Annotated in this window: 18 protein-coding genes; 5 read left to right on the top strand and 13 right to left on the bottom strand. The window is 64.8% G+C overall.

Going from position 1 to position 14,478, the window contains the following annotated elements; translation table 11 throughout:
• Window positions 1-176: 176 nt before the first annotated feature.
• Entirely contained in the window at window positions 177-860 is a 684-nt protein-coding gene (locus ACIBI6_RS22470) for a DUF899 domain-containing protein (RefSeq protein WP_396957561.1), read from the top strand.
• Here ACIBI6_RS22470 and ACIBI6_RS22465 read toward each other — a convergent pair whose 3' ends face one another.
• The 3 genes from ACIBI6_RS22465 to pdhA are packed head-to-tail and all read right to left on the bottom strand — an operon-like array spanning window position 861 to window position 4,298.
• Window positions 861-2,198 (bottom strand): dihydrolipoamide acetyltransferase family protein, encoded by a 1,338-nt coding sequence (locus tag ACIBI6_RS22465; RefSeq protein WP_396957560.1) that lies wholly within the window; start codon window positions 2,196-2,198, stop codon window positions 861-863.
• 19 nt (window positions 2,199-2,217) lie between these two features.
• A complete protein-coding gene (locus ACIBI6_RS22460) occupies window positions 2,218-3,189 on the bottom strand; it encodes an alpha-ketoacid dehydrogenase subunit beta (protein WP_396957559.1) in 972 nt (323 codons plus the stop codon).
• Window positions 3,186-4,298, bottom strand: coding sequence for a pyruvate dehydrogenase (acetyl-transferring) E1 component subunit alpha (gene pdhA / locus ACIBI6_RS22455; RefSeq protein WP_396957558.1), 1,113 nt, complete (start codon window positions 4,296-4,298; stop codon window positions 3,186-3,188). The genes ACIBI6_RS22460 and pdhA overlap by 4 nt, the downstream gene beginning before the upstream one ends.
• A gap of 146 nt (window positions 4,299-4,444) precedes the next feature.
• Here pdhA and ACIBI6_RS22450 point away from each other — a divergent pair, with 146 nt between their 5' ends.
• Complete coding sequence (locus tag ACIBI6_RS22450; RefSeq protein WP_364355151.1) at window positions 4,445-4,957, top strand: Lrp/AsnC family transcriptional regulator; 513 nt, start codon at window positions 4,445-4,447, stop codon at window positions 4,955-4,957.
• Window positions 4,958-4,999: 42 nt separating this feature from the next.
• On the opposite strand, the gene ACIBI6_RS22445 is transcribed toward ACIBI6_RS22450, so the two are convergent.
• From ACIBI6_RS22445 to ACIBI6_RS22430, 4 genes are all read right to left on the bottom strand, one after another.
• Entirely contained in the window at window positions 5,000-5,182 is a 183-nt protein-coding gene (locus ACIBI6_RS22445; RefSeq protein WP_364355154.1) for a type II toxin-antitoxin system HicA family toxin, read from the bottom strand.
• Between the two features lie 34 nt (window positions 5,183-5,216).
• Entirely contained in the window at window positions 5,217-5,438 is a 222-nt protein-coding gene (locus ACIBI6_RS22440) for a type II toxin-antitoxin system HicB family antitoxin (protein ID WP_364355157.1), read from the bottom strand.
• A gap of 100 nt (window positions 5,439-5,538) precedes the next feature.
• Window positions 5,539-5,775 carry a ribosomal protein L7/L12 gene (locus ACIBI6_RS22435; protein ID WP_364355160.1) on the bottom strand — a complete coding sequence of 79 codons (237 nt, stop codon included), beginning with the start codon at window positions 5,773-5,775 and terminating at the stop codon, window positions 5,539-5,541.
• Between the two features lie 18 nt (window positions 5,776-5,793).
• Window positions 5,794-6,333, bottom strand: coding sequence for a TetR/AcrR family transcriptional regulator (locus ACIBI6_RS22430; RefSeq protein WP_364355163.1), 540 nt, complete (start codon window positions 6,331-6,333; stop codon window positions 5,794-5,796).
• An 86-nt stretch (window positions 6,334-6,419) separates the two neighbouring features.
• Here ACIBI6_RS22430 and ACIBI6_RS22425 point away from each other — a divergent pair, with 86 nt between their 5' ends.
• Window positions 6,420-7,355 (top strand): TIGR03620 family F420-dependent LLM class oxidoreductase, encoded by a 936-nt coding sequence (locus ACIBI6_RS22425; protein ID WP_396957557.1) that lies wholly within the window; start codon window positions 6,420-6,422, stop codon window positions 7,353-7,355.
• Here ACIBI6_RS22425 and ACIBI6_RS22420 read toward each other — a convergent pair.
• Complete coding sequence (locus tag ACIBI6_RS22420; RefSeq protein ID WP_396957556.1) at window positions 7,345-8,628, bottom strand: MFS transporter; 1,284 nt, start codon at window positions 8,626-8,628, stop codon at window positions 7,345-7,347. The two genes, ACIBI6_RS22425 and ACIBI6_RS22420, sit on opposite strands and share 11 nt — an antisense overlap.
• Window positions 8,629-8,769: 141 nt before the next feature.
• Complete coding sequence (locus ACIBI6_RS22415) at window positions 8,770-9,618, bottom strand: NAD(P)H-binding protein (RefSeq protein ID WP_364355172.1); 849 nt, start codon at window positions 9,616-9,618, stop codon at window positions 8,770-8,772.
• 80 nt (window positions 9,619-9,698) lie between these two features.
• Between ACIBI6_RS22415 and ACIBI6_RS22410 the strand changes: the two genes are divergently transcribed.
• On the top strand, window positions 9,699-10,658 hold the full coding sequence (locus ACIBI6_RS22410) for an AraC family transcriptional regulator (RefSeq protein WP_396957555.1): 960 nt from the start codon (window positions 9,699-9,701) through the stop codon (window positions 10,656-10,658).
• A gap of 26 nt (window positions 10,659-10,684) precedes the next feature.
• On the top strand, window positions 10,685-11,077 hold the full coding sequence (locus tag ACIBI6_RS22405) for a thioesterase family protein (protein ID WP_364355345.1): 393 nt from the start codon (window positions 10,685-10,687) through the stop codon (window positions 11,075-11,077).
• Between the two features lie 148 nt (window positions 11,078-11,225).
• Here ACIBI6_RS22405 and ACIBI6_RS22400 read toward each other — a convergent pair whose 3' ends face one another.
• From ACIBI6_RS22400 to ACIBI6_RS22385, 4 genes are all read right to left on the bottom strand, one after another.
• Window positions 11,226-11,399, bottom strand: a complete 174-nt coding sequence (locus tag ACIBI6_RS22400; RefSeq protein WP_396957554.1) for a DUF397 domain-containing protein — start codon at window positions 11,397-11,399, stop codon at window positions 11,226-11,228.
• A gap of 92 nt (window positions 11,400-11,491) precedes the next feature.
• Window positions 11,492-12,922 carry an NAD(P)(+) transhydrogenase (Re/Si-specific) subunit beta gene (locus ACIBI6_RS22395; RefSeq protein WP_364355178.1) on the bottom strand — a complete coding sequence of 477 codons (1,431 nt, stop codon included), beginning with the start codon at window positions 12,920-12,922 and terminating at the stop codon, window positions 11,492-11,494.
• Window positions 12,922-13,260: an NAD(P) transhydrogenase subunit alpha gene (locus ACIBI6_RS22390; RefSeq protein ID WP_364355181.1), complete on the bottom strand. Its 339-nt coding sequence runs from the start codon at window positions 13,258-13,260 to the stop codon at window positions 12,922-12,924. The genes ACIBI6_RS22395 and ACIBI6_RS22390 overlap by 1 nt, the downstream gene beginning before the upstream one ends.
• Window positions 13,260-14,411 (bottom strand): Re/Si-specific NAD(P)(+) transhydrogenase subunit alpha, encoded by a 1,152-nt coding sequence (locus ACIBI6_RS22385; RefSeq protein WP_364355184.1) that lies wholly within the window; start codon window positions 14,409-14,411, stop codon window positions 13,260-13,262. The genes ACIBI6_RS22390 and ACIBI6_RS22385 overlap by 1 nt, the downstream gene beginning before the upstream one ends.
• Window positions 14,412-14,478: the final 67 nt, after the last annotated feature.

Here is a 14,478-nt window from a genome sequence, read left to right as displayed (position 1 = left end):
AACGGCTCCATCTCGGCGAGTTCAGGGATTTTTCTGGCGACCCGATGAGTTCGGTGACCGGGCCGCGTCTATATCTGCAAACCCGAAACGATCAGGGAGGACCACATGAGCGAGCGCAGAATCAATACAGCGCCTCGGGCGATCATGACTGAACCGAACAACAGCGAGGCGCAGTCATGAACGCCCTCCCGCCCGTCGTCGATGCCGACACCTGGCAGCACCAACTCGATGAGCTGCGCGTCCGGGAGAAGGCAGCGACCCGAGAACTCGATGCCATCGCCGCCCAGCGGCGCCGCCTACCGATGGTCGAAATGCCTGAATACACCCTAGTGGGCGAGCAGGGACCGGTCCGGCTGGCGGAGATCTTCGACGGTAAGTCACAGCTGATCGTCTACAACCACATGTGGTTCCCGGGCGAGAAGTGGCAGTGCGGTGGTTGCACCGGGTTCACCTCGCAGTTCACTCGGTTGGAGTTCCTGGACAATTACGATGCCCGGTTCGTCATCGTCACCCAGGGCCCGATCGACGAGGCGCTCGAATACAAGCGGCGGGTCGGGAACAAAATGGCCTGGTATTCCACGGCGAATAGCTCGTTCGGCAGCGACGTCGGCGCACCGCCCGGCGGCGGATTCGCGATCAATGTATTCCTGCGCGACGGCGACAAGGTCTATCGCACCTGGCACACCAATGGCCGTGGCACCGAGCAGCTCAGTCACAGCTTCGCGCTGATCGACGTGTTGCCCTATGGACGGCAGGAGCAGTGGCAGGACTCGCCCCAGGGGTGGCCACAGTCGCCGACCTACAGCCGATGGAGCAGCTCCGAAGACATCGCCGCCCACTACGGCGACCCGGGGGCGTGATTACATCCGGCTCAATAGCGTGAGCGGATCCTCGAGCAATCCGGCGACAGTCGCCAGGAAGCGCGATGCCAATTCACCGTCGATCATCCGGTGATCGAAGCTGATGCCGATGGTGGTGACCCAGCGGATGGCGAGTTCGTCGCGAAATACCCATGGGCGCTTGCGAATCGAGCCCAGGCACAGGATCGCGGCCTCGCCCGGATTGACCAGCGGAACACCGGCATCGACACCGAAGACGCCGACATTGGTGATGGTGAAGGTGCCACCGCGCAGGTCGGTCGGGGTGGCACCGCCCGAACGCGCCGTTTCGGCGAGCCAGCTGATTTCCCGGCACAGGTCGCGCAGGCTCAATGCCTGAGCTTCCTTGAGATTGGGCACCAGCAGGCCGCGCTCGGTGGCGACCGCGATGCCGAGATTCACATAGTGCTTCGTGACGATCTCCTGATTCGCCTCGTCCCACAATGCGTTGATGCCGGGATACTCCGCGAGCGCGGCTAGTGCGGATTTGGCGACCAGGGCCAGCGGTGTCAGCGTCAGCCCCTCGAAGGATTTGGTGGTGCGCAGGTGATCGAGCAGTTCCATCGATGCGGTGAAGTCGATGGTGACGAAGGTGCTGGCCTGCGGGATGGTGCGCGCGCTCGCGACCATGGCGGCCGCAGTGCGTTTGCGGATACCGCTGATCGGCGTGCGTTCTTCGCGGGATGCGGGGCGGGGGACGCCCGCATTCGGATCGGTGACCGATGGCGTCAGTGATGTGGTCGGGCCATCGGTGTGGGTCGGCACGGAGCGCGGTTGCGATACCGGGACCGCACCGCGCACATCCTCGACCGTCACCGCACCGTCGGGGCCCGAACCCGCGACGTACCAGAGGTCGATGCCGAGTTCCTTGGCCAGTTTGCGCGCCCCAGGGGTCGCCGCGGCGCGGCTCATTCCCGACTCGACAGTCGTCGAACTCTGCGCGGTCGGTTCCGTTGGCCTGCTACGCCGCCGGGAAACCGTCTCGCCTTCGGGCCCGTATCCGACCAGCACCGCAGTCCGACCGTTCGCACCCTCCGGTGCGACCGCCAGATCATTGCGCACCCGGATCAGCGGCGTCCCCACCGCGACCGTCTCGCCGGGCTGAGCGAGCAATTCGATCACCGTGCCCGAGAACGGCGACGGCAGCGATACCACTGCCTTGGCCGTCTCCACATCGGCGATCGTCTGATTCAGCTGCACGGTGTCGCCAACACCCACCGACCACGACACCAACTCCGCATCGGCCAGTCCCTCGCCGAGATCGGGTAGCCGGAATTCCAGGATATTGCCCTGATCTTCCTCGGGGGCACGATCTTCCACTAGGGCACCTCTCAGTGAGTCAGGCGGCGAGTGAGCGATCGACCGCCGCGAGGATGCGGTCCGGATCGGGCAGGTGGTGCTTTTCGAGCTTAGCCGGGGGGTATGGGATGTCGAAGCCACCGACGCGCAGCACCGGCGCCTCCAGGTAGTAGAAGCAGCGTTCGGTGATCCGCGCGGCGATCTCGGCGCCGAGGCCGCCGAAAACCGGCGCTTCGTGCGTCACGATCAGCCTGCCGGTCTTGGCCACCGAGGCCTCGATGGTGTCGAAATCGATCGGCGACAAACTGCGCAGATCGATCACCTCGAGCGAATGCCCTTCCTCGGCGGAAATTTTCGCGGCGGTGATGGCCGACGCCACGGTGCCGCCGTAGGCGACAACGGTGGCATCGGTACCGCTGACGCAGACGCGGGCACGGTCCAGGGGCATCGCCTCGGCGTCGAAATCGACCTCGGCCTTATCCCAGTAGCGCCGCTTGGGTTCGAAGAAGATCACCGGATCATCGAGCGCGATCGCCTGACGGATCATGAAATACGCGTCAGCGGGATTGCTCGGCGTCACGACGCGCAGTCCCGCGGTATGGGCGAAATACGCCTCCGGTGATTCCGAGTGGTGCTCCACCGAACCGATTCCGCCGCCGAACGGAATGCGAATCGTAATGGGCACGATCACCTTTCCCTGCGTCCGGTAGTGGATCTTGGCAACATGCGAGACGATCTGGTCGAAGGCCGGATAGACGAAGCCGTCGAATTGAATCTCGCAGACCGGCCGATAACCGCGCAGCGCCATGCCGAATGCCGTTCCGACAATGCCGGATTCGGCCAACGGAGTATCGATGACGCGGTTGTTTCCGAAATCCTTTTGCAGGGTATCGGTTACCCGGAATACGCCGCCCAGGCGACCGATATCCTCGCCCATCAGTACGACTTTCGGATCGTCGTCCATGGCCCGCCGCAGCCCGGCATTGAGCGCTGCGGCGAAGGTCGTGATCATCTGGGGACTCCTTCCGGTCGCGCGGTGGTCTCGCCGGGGTCGCCGGCCAGATACTCCGCGTATTCGCTCCGCTCCTGGGTGATCAGCGGATGCGGGGTGGCATAGACGTGATCGAACAGTTGTGTCGGTGCCGGATCCGGCATGTCGATGGTCGCGCTGCGCACCTGTTGCGCGACTTCGGCGGCGCGCGCATCGACGTGACGCTCGAATGCGGTGTCCCACAGCGACTCTCGTTCCAGCAGTTTGCGTAGCCGTGCGATCGGATCGCGGCGCGCCCACTCCTCGGTCTCGGCGGCGGAGCGGTAGCGCGTCGGATCGTCGGCGGTGGTATGTGGGCCCATCCGATAGGTGAGCGCCTCGATGAACGACGGTCCGCCGCCGGTGCGGGCGCGGGCGGCGGCCTGCCTGGTGACCGCGAGGACGGCGAGCACATCGTTGCCGTCGACCTGAAGTCCGGGAATTCCGTATCCGTAGCCGCGCCGCGCGATCGGGGTCGCACTCTGGATCCGGACGGGGGAACTGATCGCCCAGTGGTTGTTCTGGCAGAAGAATACGACCGGCGCGCCCCAGGTCGCGGCAAAGCCCAATGCCTCGGCGAGATCGCCCTGACTCGAGGCGCCGTCACCGAAGTAGGCGATGGTCGCGATCTCCGCGCCGTCGAGGTGGGCGGCGTAGGCGTAACCGGTCGCGTGCAGACCTTGCGAGCCGACGATGATATTCGGGTTGGTCATATTGACCGCGTCGGGATCCCAGCAGGAGTGCGCGACACCGCGCCACATCCGAGTGAGTTCGGTGGGATGGACGCCTCGGCAGTAGGCGACGGCGTGCTCGCGGTAGCTGCAGAAGACGTAGTCGTCGGGGCGCAGTGCGTAGGCCGAGCCGACTTGGGCGGCCTCCTGCCCGATCATCGGCGCCCACAGTCCGAGCTGGCCCTGGCGTTGCAGAGCGGTTGCCTCGGTGTCGATCCGGCGGGTCACGACCAGGTCGGTGTACATCGCGCGCAGCTGCGTGGGCCCGATGTCGGCGACCAGAGCGGCGTGTTCTCGGTCGAATACACGGCGGCCGTCGGGTTGCACCAACTGAACCGGATATTCGGTTCTATTCGTCATTCGGGATCGCCTCCTGACCACGAGCGCAGGGCTTGTGTGCCCTATATCACATAGCATCCACTAGTATGCGAAGTGCGCAAGTGATCGACACGCGAGTAAGCAGAATGCCCAAATATGACCGGCGAACTGATGTCATACTGCGTTGCATGACCAGCAGAGAACCCGCCGACGCGACCCTGGACGCCACCGACGCGCGGCTATTGCTCGAGCTGGTCGCCAACCCACGCGCGACCGGCGTCGAGCTGGCGACCCGGCTCGGGTTGTCCCGCAACACTGTGCAGGCGCGGTTGTCGCGCTGGGAGGCAAGCGGTGTGCTCGCCGGCTTCGAACGTCGGGTACAACCGCAGGCGCTGGGCTACCCGCTGGCGGCTTTTGTCGCCGTCGTCGTCGATCAGCATCGATTGGATTCGGTGGTCGCCGAACTCGCCCGGGTGCCGGAGGTGACCGAAGTGTGCGGCATGACCGGGCTGACCGATCTCACCGTGCGGGTGGTGGCGCAAGACGCGGACGATCTGTACCGGATCGCCGGGCAGATATTGAAGATTCCCGGTGTGGAACGCACCAATATGGCATTGGTGATGCAGCAATTCGTCGGGCCGCGCACGGCTCCGCTGCTGGATCGACTGGCCAGGTCCGCCGACCGCTCGTCACGGCCGTGAACTGGCGGAGTGGTCGGCGAGTTCCCCACCACGGTGAAGGACTTACAGCAGGTTGAGGAATTCGGTGGCTGTCATTCCGGCCTGCCGGAGGATCGCGGCGAGCGTGCCGCGCTTGACCGTGCCATGCAGCGGCACGACCGCGGTCCTGCCATCTTCGCGCCGATAGACAGCATGACTACCTGCCGTACGGACGTGTTCGAACCCGACCGATTCCGAGACGCGCAATCCTTCCGCACCGGAAGGTCCGACAGCGCCGGGCTCACGCCGCCGTGCCGGAAATCCGGAACGAAGTCACTAATGGAGTCGCAGTTAGTTGGGGCTCGGGCGCCTCGGCCAGATAGAGGGCGACCGCTTCGCGGAGATTGGTCAGAGCCTCCTCGATCGTCTGTCCCTGACTGGCTACATCGACCTCGAGGCACTGCGCGACGTACCAGTCTTCTTCCTGGTGCACCGCAGCCGTCAATACTCGCTGATCAGCCATGGAGACAGGGTCCCACAATGTCTTCGGCCCGCGGCCGGTTCGATCGGCGACCAGCGTGGGGCCGTTCGGAGCCGTTGCCGACGAGACTAATATGCTTTCGTCAGCGCAAGTGTCGCTCGCGTTCCTCGATCGCGTCTTTGGCCTCCCGCAGGCCGCGGCCCGTCAGCGTGCGATAGAGCTTGATGGCGTGGATTTTCTTGCCCTGCCGTATGAGTTCGTCGATTTCGTCATAGGGCATCGCCGGGTCCTGGCTGGGGAGACCGAGGTGCTTGATGATCATGTCGAGCTTTCGTTCGAGCTGATCGATCCGGCGCTCGAGCCTGTTGTTGTCGAACATCTTTCGAACTTACCGACGCTATCCGGTTGGACTACGCAGGGCATCCGTGACAAGCCGCAGCAGGCGGTCCGGTTGCTCCGGATCGGTGCCGTGCCGTGCCGCAAGGGCTATGCCCGCGACCAGTTGGATCACATCGTCGATGCCCACCTCCGCGCGGATGCCGCCATCCTGTTGCGCCCTGGTGAGCAGAGTGGCACCCGCCTGGCGAATGGCCAGCTGACAATCGAAACCCAGGTCGATCGGTCCAGCCAGGACGGCGCCGCCCAAGCCGTGGTCGGTACGGGCGTGCACGAGTAGGGCGCACAGCCACTCGATGAGTGCCGTGCTCGGCTCCCCCGCCCGCAGCTCTTCGGCTCGAGCGCAGAGCGTTTCGATCCGCTCGCTCAGCACGGCGGCCTGCAGTGCTTGTCGGTTGGGGAAGTGCCGGTAGAGGGTGCCCGCGCCGACGCCCGCGCGGCGGGCGATCTCATTGAGTGAGGCCTCCGGCCCCTCCTCGGCGAAGGCAGCTGTCGCCGCCTCGAGTACGCGTTCATAGTTCCGCTGAGCATCGACCCGCATGCACATCCCTTGTTAACCGGAGAAGTTCTCCGCTATCGTACCGCCAAGGAATCGGAGAACCTCTCCGGTTCAGTGTTGGGAGCGCGATGATGGTGAAGCACGAACTCGGCGGCGTCGGCATCTGGACCTTCGCATTCGACGGACAACCGGTCGAGCGGGTGCGCGAGGCCGCCGCCGAGCTCGAGGAATTGGGTTACGGCGCATTATGGTTCGGCGAAGGATTCGGTCGCGACACGGTCGGGCAGGCGTGGCTACTGCTCGAGGCGACCGAGCGGCTGGTGGTCGCCGCGGGCATTGCCAATGCGGCACTGCGTGATCCGATGGCGATGGCCACCGCCGAGCGCGCGCTCGGCGAGGCGTTCCCGGGTCGCTATCTGCTCGGACTCGGCGGTCATCGGGTCGGGGGTCGGCCCGTCGAGGCCGGGGGCTACACGATTCCGTCCGGCGGCAAGCCGCTGGCGCTGATGCGCGGCTATCTCGATGCGATGGATGCTGTTCCGCAGTACGGGCCGCAGCCGGACCCGGCGCCACGTCGGGTACTCGCCGCACTCGGACCCAAAATGTTGGCATTGGCCGCCGAGCGGACCTGGGGTGCGCATCCCTATCACACGCCGGTCGAGCACACCGCCGAGGCACGGCGGATCATGGGGCCGGAGGCATTTCTCGGTGTCGAGCAGGTCGTCGTCCTCGATGCCGATCAGGCGCGCGCCCGCGAGGTGGCCATGGCGCATATCGGGGGCTATCTCGAATCCGCACCGCATCAGGTGGCCAATGTGCGTCGCTTCGGTTTCAATGACGAAGATATCGCGGGTGGTCCGAGTTCACGGCTGGTGGATTCGGTGGTGGCATACGGGGATATCGAGATGATCGGCGAGCGCGTTCGACAGCATTTGGATGCCGGGGCCGATCACGTGTGTCTTCAGGTACTCACCGCTGATCCGACTGCGCTGCCGCTGCCGCAATGGCGTGAGCTTGCCGCGCTCGCCCGGGATTCGTCATTCGCGCCTGCCGCTATCCGGTGACTTTTTGTAGGGCAACCGCACCCGCGTATCGACAGCAGAGCAGGACGGCGATGAGGGGGACGAACAGTGCGGTGGTGAGTGGGACCAGCGCGGTCAGCCAGCCGATGATCGAGGGACCGGCGAGCAGGCCGAGGTAACCGAGGCTGAACACCCGCGACATATCGGTAGCCGCCGTAGCCGAGCCGAGATTGCCTGCGGCGGTGAAGATTTGCGGTATGCCGCCGGAGAGGCCGAGACCGCACATCGCCCAGCCGAGCAGCGTCAGTGGCACCCAACCCGAAGCCATGATCAGGACCAATCCGAATGCGGCGATCAAGGTGCCGTAGCGGACGACGGCGACGCGGCCGAAGGCGCCCGCAACACGGTCGGCCGCGAGTCGGCCCGCGGTCATGGTGCAGGAGAATGCGCCGAATGCCAGTGCGGCGGTGGCATCGTCGACATCGAGATGGTCGCGAACCTGCAGGGCACTCCAGTCCGCGGCGACACCCTCGGTGAGCAGCAGTGCGAAGGCGATTGCGGCCAGCGCCAAGACTTTTCGGGAGCGATTCGGTGTGGTCGCCGACCGCGCTGTCGCGGCATCGTACGATGCGATTGCGTCAACGCGCGGGTTCCGTGGAAGGTTGTCCGCGCTTTCCGGAATGCGGTCGTGCGGTCCGTTCTCGCGGGATACGTCCGAATTCGCTTCTCGCGCCGAAGCTCCGGTGTCCGGCAGCAGACGAGGCACCAGCACGGCGGTAATCGCCAACCCTGCCACAGCGGCAAGCGACAAGCTGAGGCGCACATCCCATCCAGCGCCCTGAGCGGCCGCACCCAGTAGCGAGCCGAGGAATCCGCCACCGGAGAACAATGCGTGGAACGCCGACATGATCGGTCGCTCATAAGCCCGCTCGACATGCACCGCTTGGGTATTCATCGAAACATCGAGCGCGCCATTGCCGAAACCGAAGCAGGCCAATGCGATCGCCAAGCTGACCGGGCCGGTCGCGAGTCCGGGGCCGAGCACAGATATCGATGTGATCGCCGCGGCTGCCGCGACCACCGTCCGGCTGCCGAGTCGGTCGGCGAGCGGGCCCGCGATGCGCATGCCGACAATGCCAGCACCGGCCAGCACGAGGATGAACATGCCGAGCGTGGAATGCGCGATACCGGTGCGGTCGGTAATGGCCGGGATGTGCACCACCCACATGGCCAGCAGGAAACCGTTCAACGCGAACACCACGAATACCGCGGCGCGTGCTATCCGGGTCTGCGGATCGGTCGTCGTGGTCGCCACCAATTCGACGGTACCGCGTCGAGGACGACCGCGTGGCCGCGCGGGGAGCCGGTCCTGGACATCATCGGCCGATGGTCCGGCTCCGCGGATCTCGCCGTTGAGATCGGCGTCCGCGCGGTGGTCCTACGTCTTAACAACGACCTACTCGGTCGAGATGTTCCAAATTCCGGTGGCGGCCGTCTCGTCGGCGTAATCGCGGAAATCTTTCGGTTCCCGGCCCAGAGCACGCTGGACCCCGTCCGCGGTCTTGGCGTTCCTGCCGTCCAGAACGGTGCCGAACAAGTAGTCGAGCAGGCTGACGACGTCCGCGGGAACCTGGTACTCGGTCAGTGCCGCAACGAAATCCGTGCGGGAGATCGGAATGAACGCGACGTCGCGTCCGGTCGCCGAGGCGATTTCCGCGACGGCCTCGGCGAAGGTCAACGGCCTCGGCCCGGTCAGTTCGTAGAGTTCGCCACTGTGCCCGTCCTCGGTCAACGCGGCGACCGCGACATCGGCGATATCGTCGGCGTGCACGAACGGTTCCGGCACATCGCCGTTGGGCAGCGCCACCTCGCCCGCGAGCACATACTCCAGGAATGCGCCTTCGCTGAAGTTCTGGGCGAAGAAGCTGCAGCGCACGATGGTCCAATCCAGACCCGAGCCCTGCACGATCTGCTCACACGCCACGGCCTCCGGTTCGCCGCGACCGGACAGCAGCACAAGTTTGCGCACACCGTTGGCCTTGGCCGCATTGGTAAACGCTCGGATGGTCTCGGGGGCACCCGGCACCGCCAGATCCGGCTGGAAAGCGATGTACACCGCGTCAACGCCGAACAGCGCCGGTGTCCAGGTGCTGCGGTCGGCCCAATCGAAGGGAATCTCGGCCGCGCGGGAACCGATCCGGACCGGATGACCGGCCTGCCGGAGCCGAGTCGCGACACGGCTGCCGGTCTTGCCCGTACCGCCGGTGACGAGGACGAGGCGCTGGTGCGAGGTGCTGTTTGTCATGCTTCCAGTACATCGGCGCGGCCCACGACGAAACATAGTTCAGCGACTCGCGATCATGCGTCAGCGTCTACTGTTGTGAGGTGGATGCGCTCGCCAGTCTGCTCGAAGGTCCACGCGCCCGAGGTGCGTTCGTCATGTGCTCTCTGCTCGATCCGCCGTGGTCGCTGCGCATTCAGGACCGGGCGCCGTTGACGGTGGTATCGATGATCCGCGGCACGGCCTGGATCATGACCGATGCGGCGGGCAGTAAGCCGCGGCAAGTGAACGCGGGCGATATCGCGATCTTCCGCGGACCCGATCCGTATACGATCGCCGACGATCCGGCCACCGCACCGCAGATCTTCATCGATCCGGGCAATGTCACCAAGACTGCCGACGGTGAAATACTTTGCGAGACATTGAGTCTCGGCGTGCGTCAGTGGGGAACCGATGCGAACGGCGCCACTCTGATGGTGACCGGTACCTACGAGTCCGCGGGCGCGGCGAGTCAGCGGCTGTTGCGTGCCCTGCCGCCGGTGATCGTGTTGCAACGCGGCGATTTCGACACCCGACTGCTCGACATCCTGGTCGACGAGGCTACCAAGGACGAGCCCGCACAGGGTGTGGTCCTGGACCGGCTGCTCGATATGGTGCTGATCGCTGCCCTGCGCGCCTGGTTCGCCCGCAATGACGCGCCCGCCTGGTACCACGCCTACAGCGATCCGCTGGTCGGCAAGGCGCTGCGGCTGTTGCAGCACAATCCGGCGCACGGCTGGACGGTCGCCAGTCTGGCGGAGGCGGTCGGGGTTTCGCGGGCCGCGCTGGCCCGCCGGTTCACCGATCTGGTCGGTGAGCCGCCGATGGCGTTCCTCACCGAATGGCGTCTCGCCCTGGCCGCCGATCTGCTGCAGGAATCCGATGCCACCATTGAATCCATTGCCCGCCAGGTCGGCTACGGCAGCGCGTTCGCACTGAGCACGGCGTTCAAACGCCACTTCGGTGTGAGTCCGCGCGACCACCGGCAGGGCAGCGCCCCGGCTGAGCTATCGTCGGCCGGGTGACGCAGCAGTATCCAGTCCTCTGGCCGATGCCGACCCGGTGGGCCGATAACGACCACTACGGCCACGTGAACAACGTGACGTACTACTCGTACTTCGACACCGCGGTCAATGCCTGGCTCATGCACGCCACCGGCACGGATATCCGCGACCTGCCCGCCCTCGGCGTGGTCGCCCAAACCTCCTGCCAGTACCACGGCTCCCTGAGCTTCCCCGACCAACTCCAGGTAGGCCTGCGCATCTCCCGCCTCGGCCGCTCCAGCATCACCTACGATCTGGCCATCTTCCGCGAATCCGGCGACGCCCTGGAACTGGCCGCCACCGGCACCTTCGTCCACGTGTACGTGGACAATGAAACCCGCAAACCGGTAGAGATCCCGGAAGTAATCCGCACCGCTGCCAGTGCTTTGGTCACTGACTGAACGCGACGGATGTTCTCAACGCAGAAGATATTGTGGGACAACTGTTTCCACTGCAAATCAGCTCGAATAGGGAAGCCCGCCTACGCTTCGCAGCTAGACGGGCTTTCCTGGTGGGGCGTAGCAGCTCGAGCACACCCCCCTAACTGGTCTACGAGCGATCGAACTCGCCATCGTTCACACCAGCGGTAAAGGCTGCCCACTCGCCTGGCGTAAACACCAGCGCCAGCCCCTGGGCGTCCTTGGAGTCACGAACACCGACGATAGCTGCCCGCGCAAGAATCCACTCGGAACGGGAACCGTCGAACATCAAGGGCGCGAGCACGAACGCTCATAATGCGAACTACAAGGCCGACACTCGAGCCAGGAGACACAAAAAGCCCTCGGCAGGTGCCGAGGGCTTTCGTGCTTACGTACTTACAGTGCCTTGAGTTCTTCGGTGACCGCACCGACCGACTTCTTGGCATCGCCGAAGAGCATGCTGGTGTGGTCGGCGTAGAACAGCGGGTTATCGATTCCGGCGAAACCACTGTTCATGGATCGCTTGAGCACGATCACGCTCTTGGCCTGGTCCACGTTCAAGACGGGCATGCCATAGATCGGGGACGAGGAGTCCTCGCGGGCGGCGGGGTTGGTGACGTCGTTGGCGCCGATCACCAAAGCCACATCGGTGCGGGAGAATTCACCGTTGATGTCGTCCATTTCCTTGAGTGCGTCATAGGAGACTTCGGCTTCGGCCAACAGCACGTTCATGTGGCCGGGCATGCGACCGGCGACGGGGTGGATGGCGTATTTGACCTCGACACCCTTGGCTTCCAGCAAGGAGGCCATTTCCTTGACCGCGTGCTGGGCCTGGGCCACGGCCATACCGTAGCCGGGGACCACGATGACCTGGTTGGCGTACGCCATCTGGATCGCGGCATCCGCGGCCGAGGTGGCCTTGGCCTGCTTCTGCTCACCACCCGAGGCACCGGGAGCGGTTCCGCCGCCACCGAAGCCACCGGCGACGATGGCGGGGATGGAGCGGTTCATGGCCTTGGCCATCAGGTTGGTCAGGATGGTTCCGGACGCGCCGACGATCATGCCCGCCACGATCATCGCGGTGTTGTTCAGCGCCAAACCCGCCGCGGCGGCCGAGAGACCGGTGAGCGCGTTCAACAACGAGATGACGACCGGCATATCCGCGCCGCCGATGGGCAGCACCACCGCCAGCCCGAGGACACCGGCGAGCACGAGCACCGCGATCATCCAGTACTGCGGCACACCATCATTCGTTGCGCCGATACCGATCACCACGGCGGCGGCGATCGCACCCAACAGCAGCAACAGATTCAACGGCTGCTGCAACTTCCCCAGACCGATCGGACGTCCGGGCAGGATTTCCTGCAGTTTGCCGAACGCGATCAGCGATCCCCAGAACGACACCGAACCGATGATCGCCGCGAACAGCGAGCCGATCACGATGTGCACGGTGGGTTCTTCGTCGAAATGCGAAAAACCCTGGGAATTGATGAATTCCGACCACGCGATCAACGCCACCGTGCCACCACCGACACCATTGAACGCGGCCACCAACTGCGGCATCGCGGTCATCTTCGTGAACTTGGCAGGCGGCACACCCAGCGCCACACCGACCACGAGCCCGGCGACGATCAGGATCCAGTTCGAGGTGTGGCGAATCGAAATCATTGTCGCCACAACGGCGATCACCATGCCCGCCGCGGCGATCAGGTTGCCGCGCACCGCGGTCTTCGGGCCGGTCAACCCCATCAGACCGTAGATGAACATGCCGAAGGCGATGATGTAGAGCCCGTTGACCAGATAGGTCACATTGTCGAAGGTATGCATCACGCTGCTCCCTCTGAACGCTCCGCTGCGGCAGCCTTCACCGCTGCGGGCTTCTTACCCTTGAACATCCCCAGCATCCGGTCGGTGACCACGAAACCACCGATCACGTTCAAGGTTCCGAACACGACCGCGACGAAAAGAATGATCTGGGTCAGGATCGAGGGATCCTGAACGTTGCCGAGGGTTACCAGCGCACCCAGCACGACGATGCCGTGAATGGCGTTGGTACCCGACATGAGTGGCGTGTGCAGGGTATTGGGGACCTTGGAGATGACGGCGAACCCGACGAACCCCGACAGCACCAGGATGGCGATATTGGCTAGTAGTTCGGTGTACATCAGGCATCCACGCTTCCGCTTGTCGGTTCGCTCGGCAAGCCTCGCTCACGAGTAACACAGGAATCGGCGAGCACCTGATCACCGAAATCGGGCGACAGTTTTCCGTCGACCAACATCAGCTCCAACAGTGCCGCAATGTTCTTCGAGTACAACTCCGAGGCATGCTCGGGCATCGTCGCGGGCAGGTTCAACGGCGAGCAGATGGTCACCTCGTGCTTGACCACCGTCTCACCGGGTTCGGTCAGCTCGCAGTTACCGCCGGTCTCGCCGGCCAGATCCACGATCACACTGCCGGGCTTCATACCCTCCACCGCCGCGGCGGTCACCAACCGCGGCGCGGGACGACCCGGCACCAACGCGGTGGTGATCACCACGTCGAAGCCCTTGATCGCATCCTCCAACGCCTGCTGCTGCTTGGCCTTCTCCTCATCGGTGAGTTCGCGGGCGTAACCACCCTCACCAGCGGCATCAATACCGAGATCGAGCCACTGCGCACCCACCGAACGCACCTGGTCGGCGACCTCGGGACGCACGTCGTAGCCGGTGGTCCGTCCACCCAGACGCTTCGCCGTCGCCAAAGCCTGCAGACCCGCGACACCCACACCGAGCACCAGCACGGTCGCGGGCTTCACCGTGCCCGCGGCGGTGGTCAGCATCGGGAAGAACCGCGTCGACTCCGACGCGGCCAGCAGTACGGCCTTGTACCCCGAAACATTGGCCTGCGACGACAAGGCGTCCATCACCTGAGCTCGCGAAATACGCGGAATCGCCTCCACGGCGAAGGCCTGTACCCCGGCCGCCTTCAGCGCCGGAATCTGGTTCTCGGCATTGCGCGGGGCGAGAAAGCCGATCAGGGTCTGCCCGCTGGCCAGCTTGGCCACCTCGGCGTCACTGGGCGGCGCGACCTTCACGACCACATCGGCCGACCACGGATCACCGATGGTCGCGCCCGCGTCCACATATGCCGCGTCCGGAATGAGCGCGCCGAGCCCGGCGCCCGCTTCTACCACCACCTCGACGCCCTGCTTCAGCAGGCTCGGGATGATCTTGGGCACGAGTGCGACGCGTCGCTCGCCCGCGTTCGATTCGCGAACGACTCCGACACGCGCTCCGCGCGGCGACTGGTCGCCTACGCTCTGCGTTGTCTCCACTTGTCAGACTTCCTTCTCTGGCTCAGCTTCAAGCAACCGGTCACGGCAGGACGATGTTACTTGGGAG

Origin of the sequence: Nocardia sp. NPDC050412 (assembly GCF_044458825.1) — a bacterium.
GTDB lineage: Bacteria > Actinomycetota > Actinomycetes > Mycobacteriales > Mycobacteriaceae > Nocardia.
The sequence above is the reverse complement of the archived record's forward strand: the minus strand, read 5'-3'. Positions and strand labels throughout refer to the sequence as shown.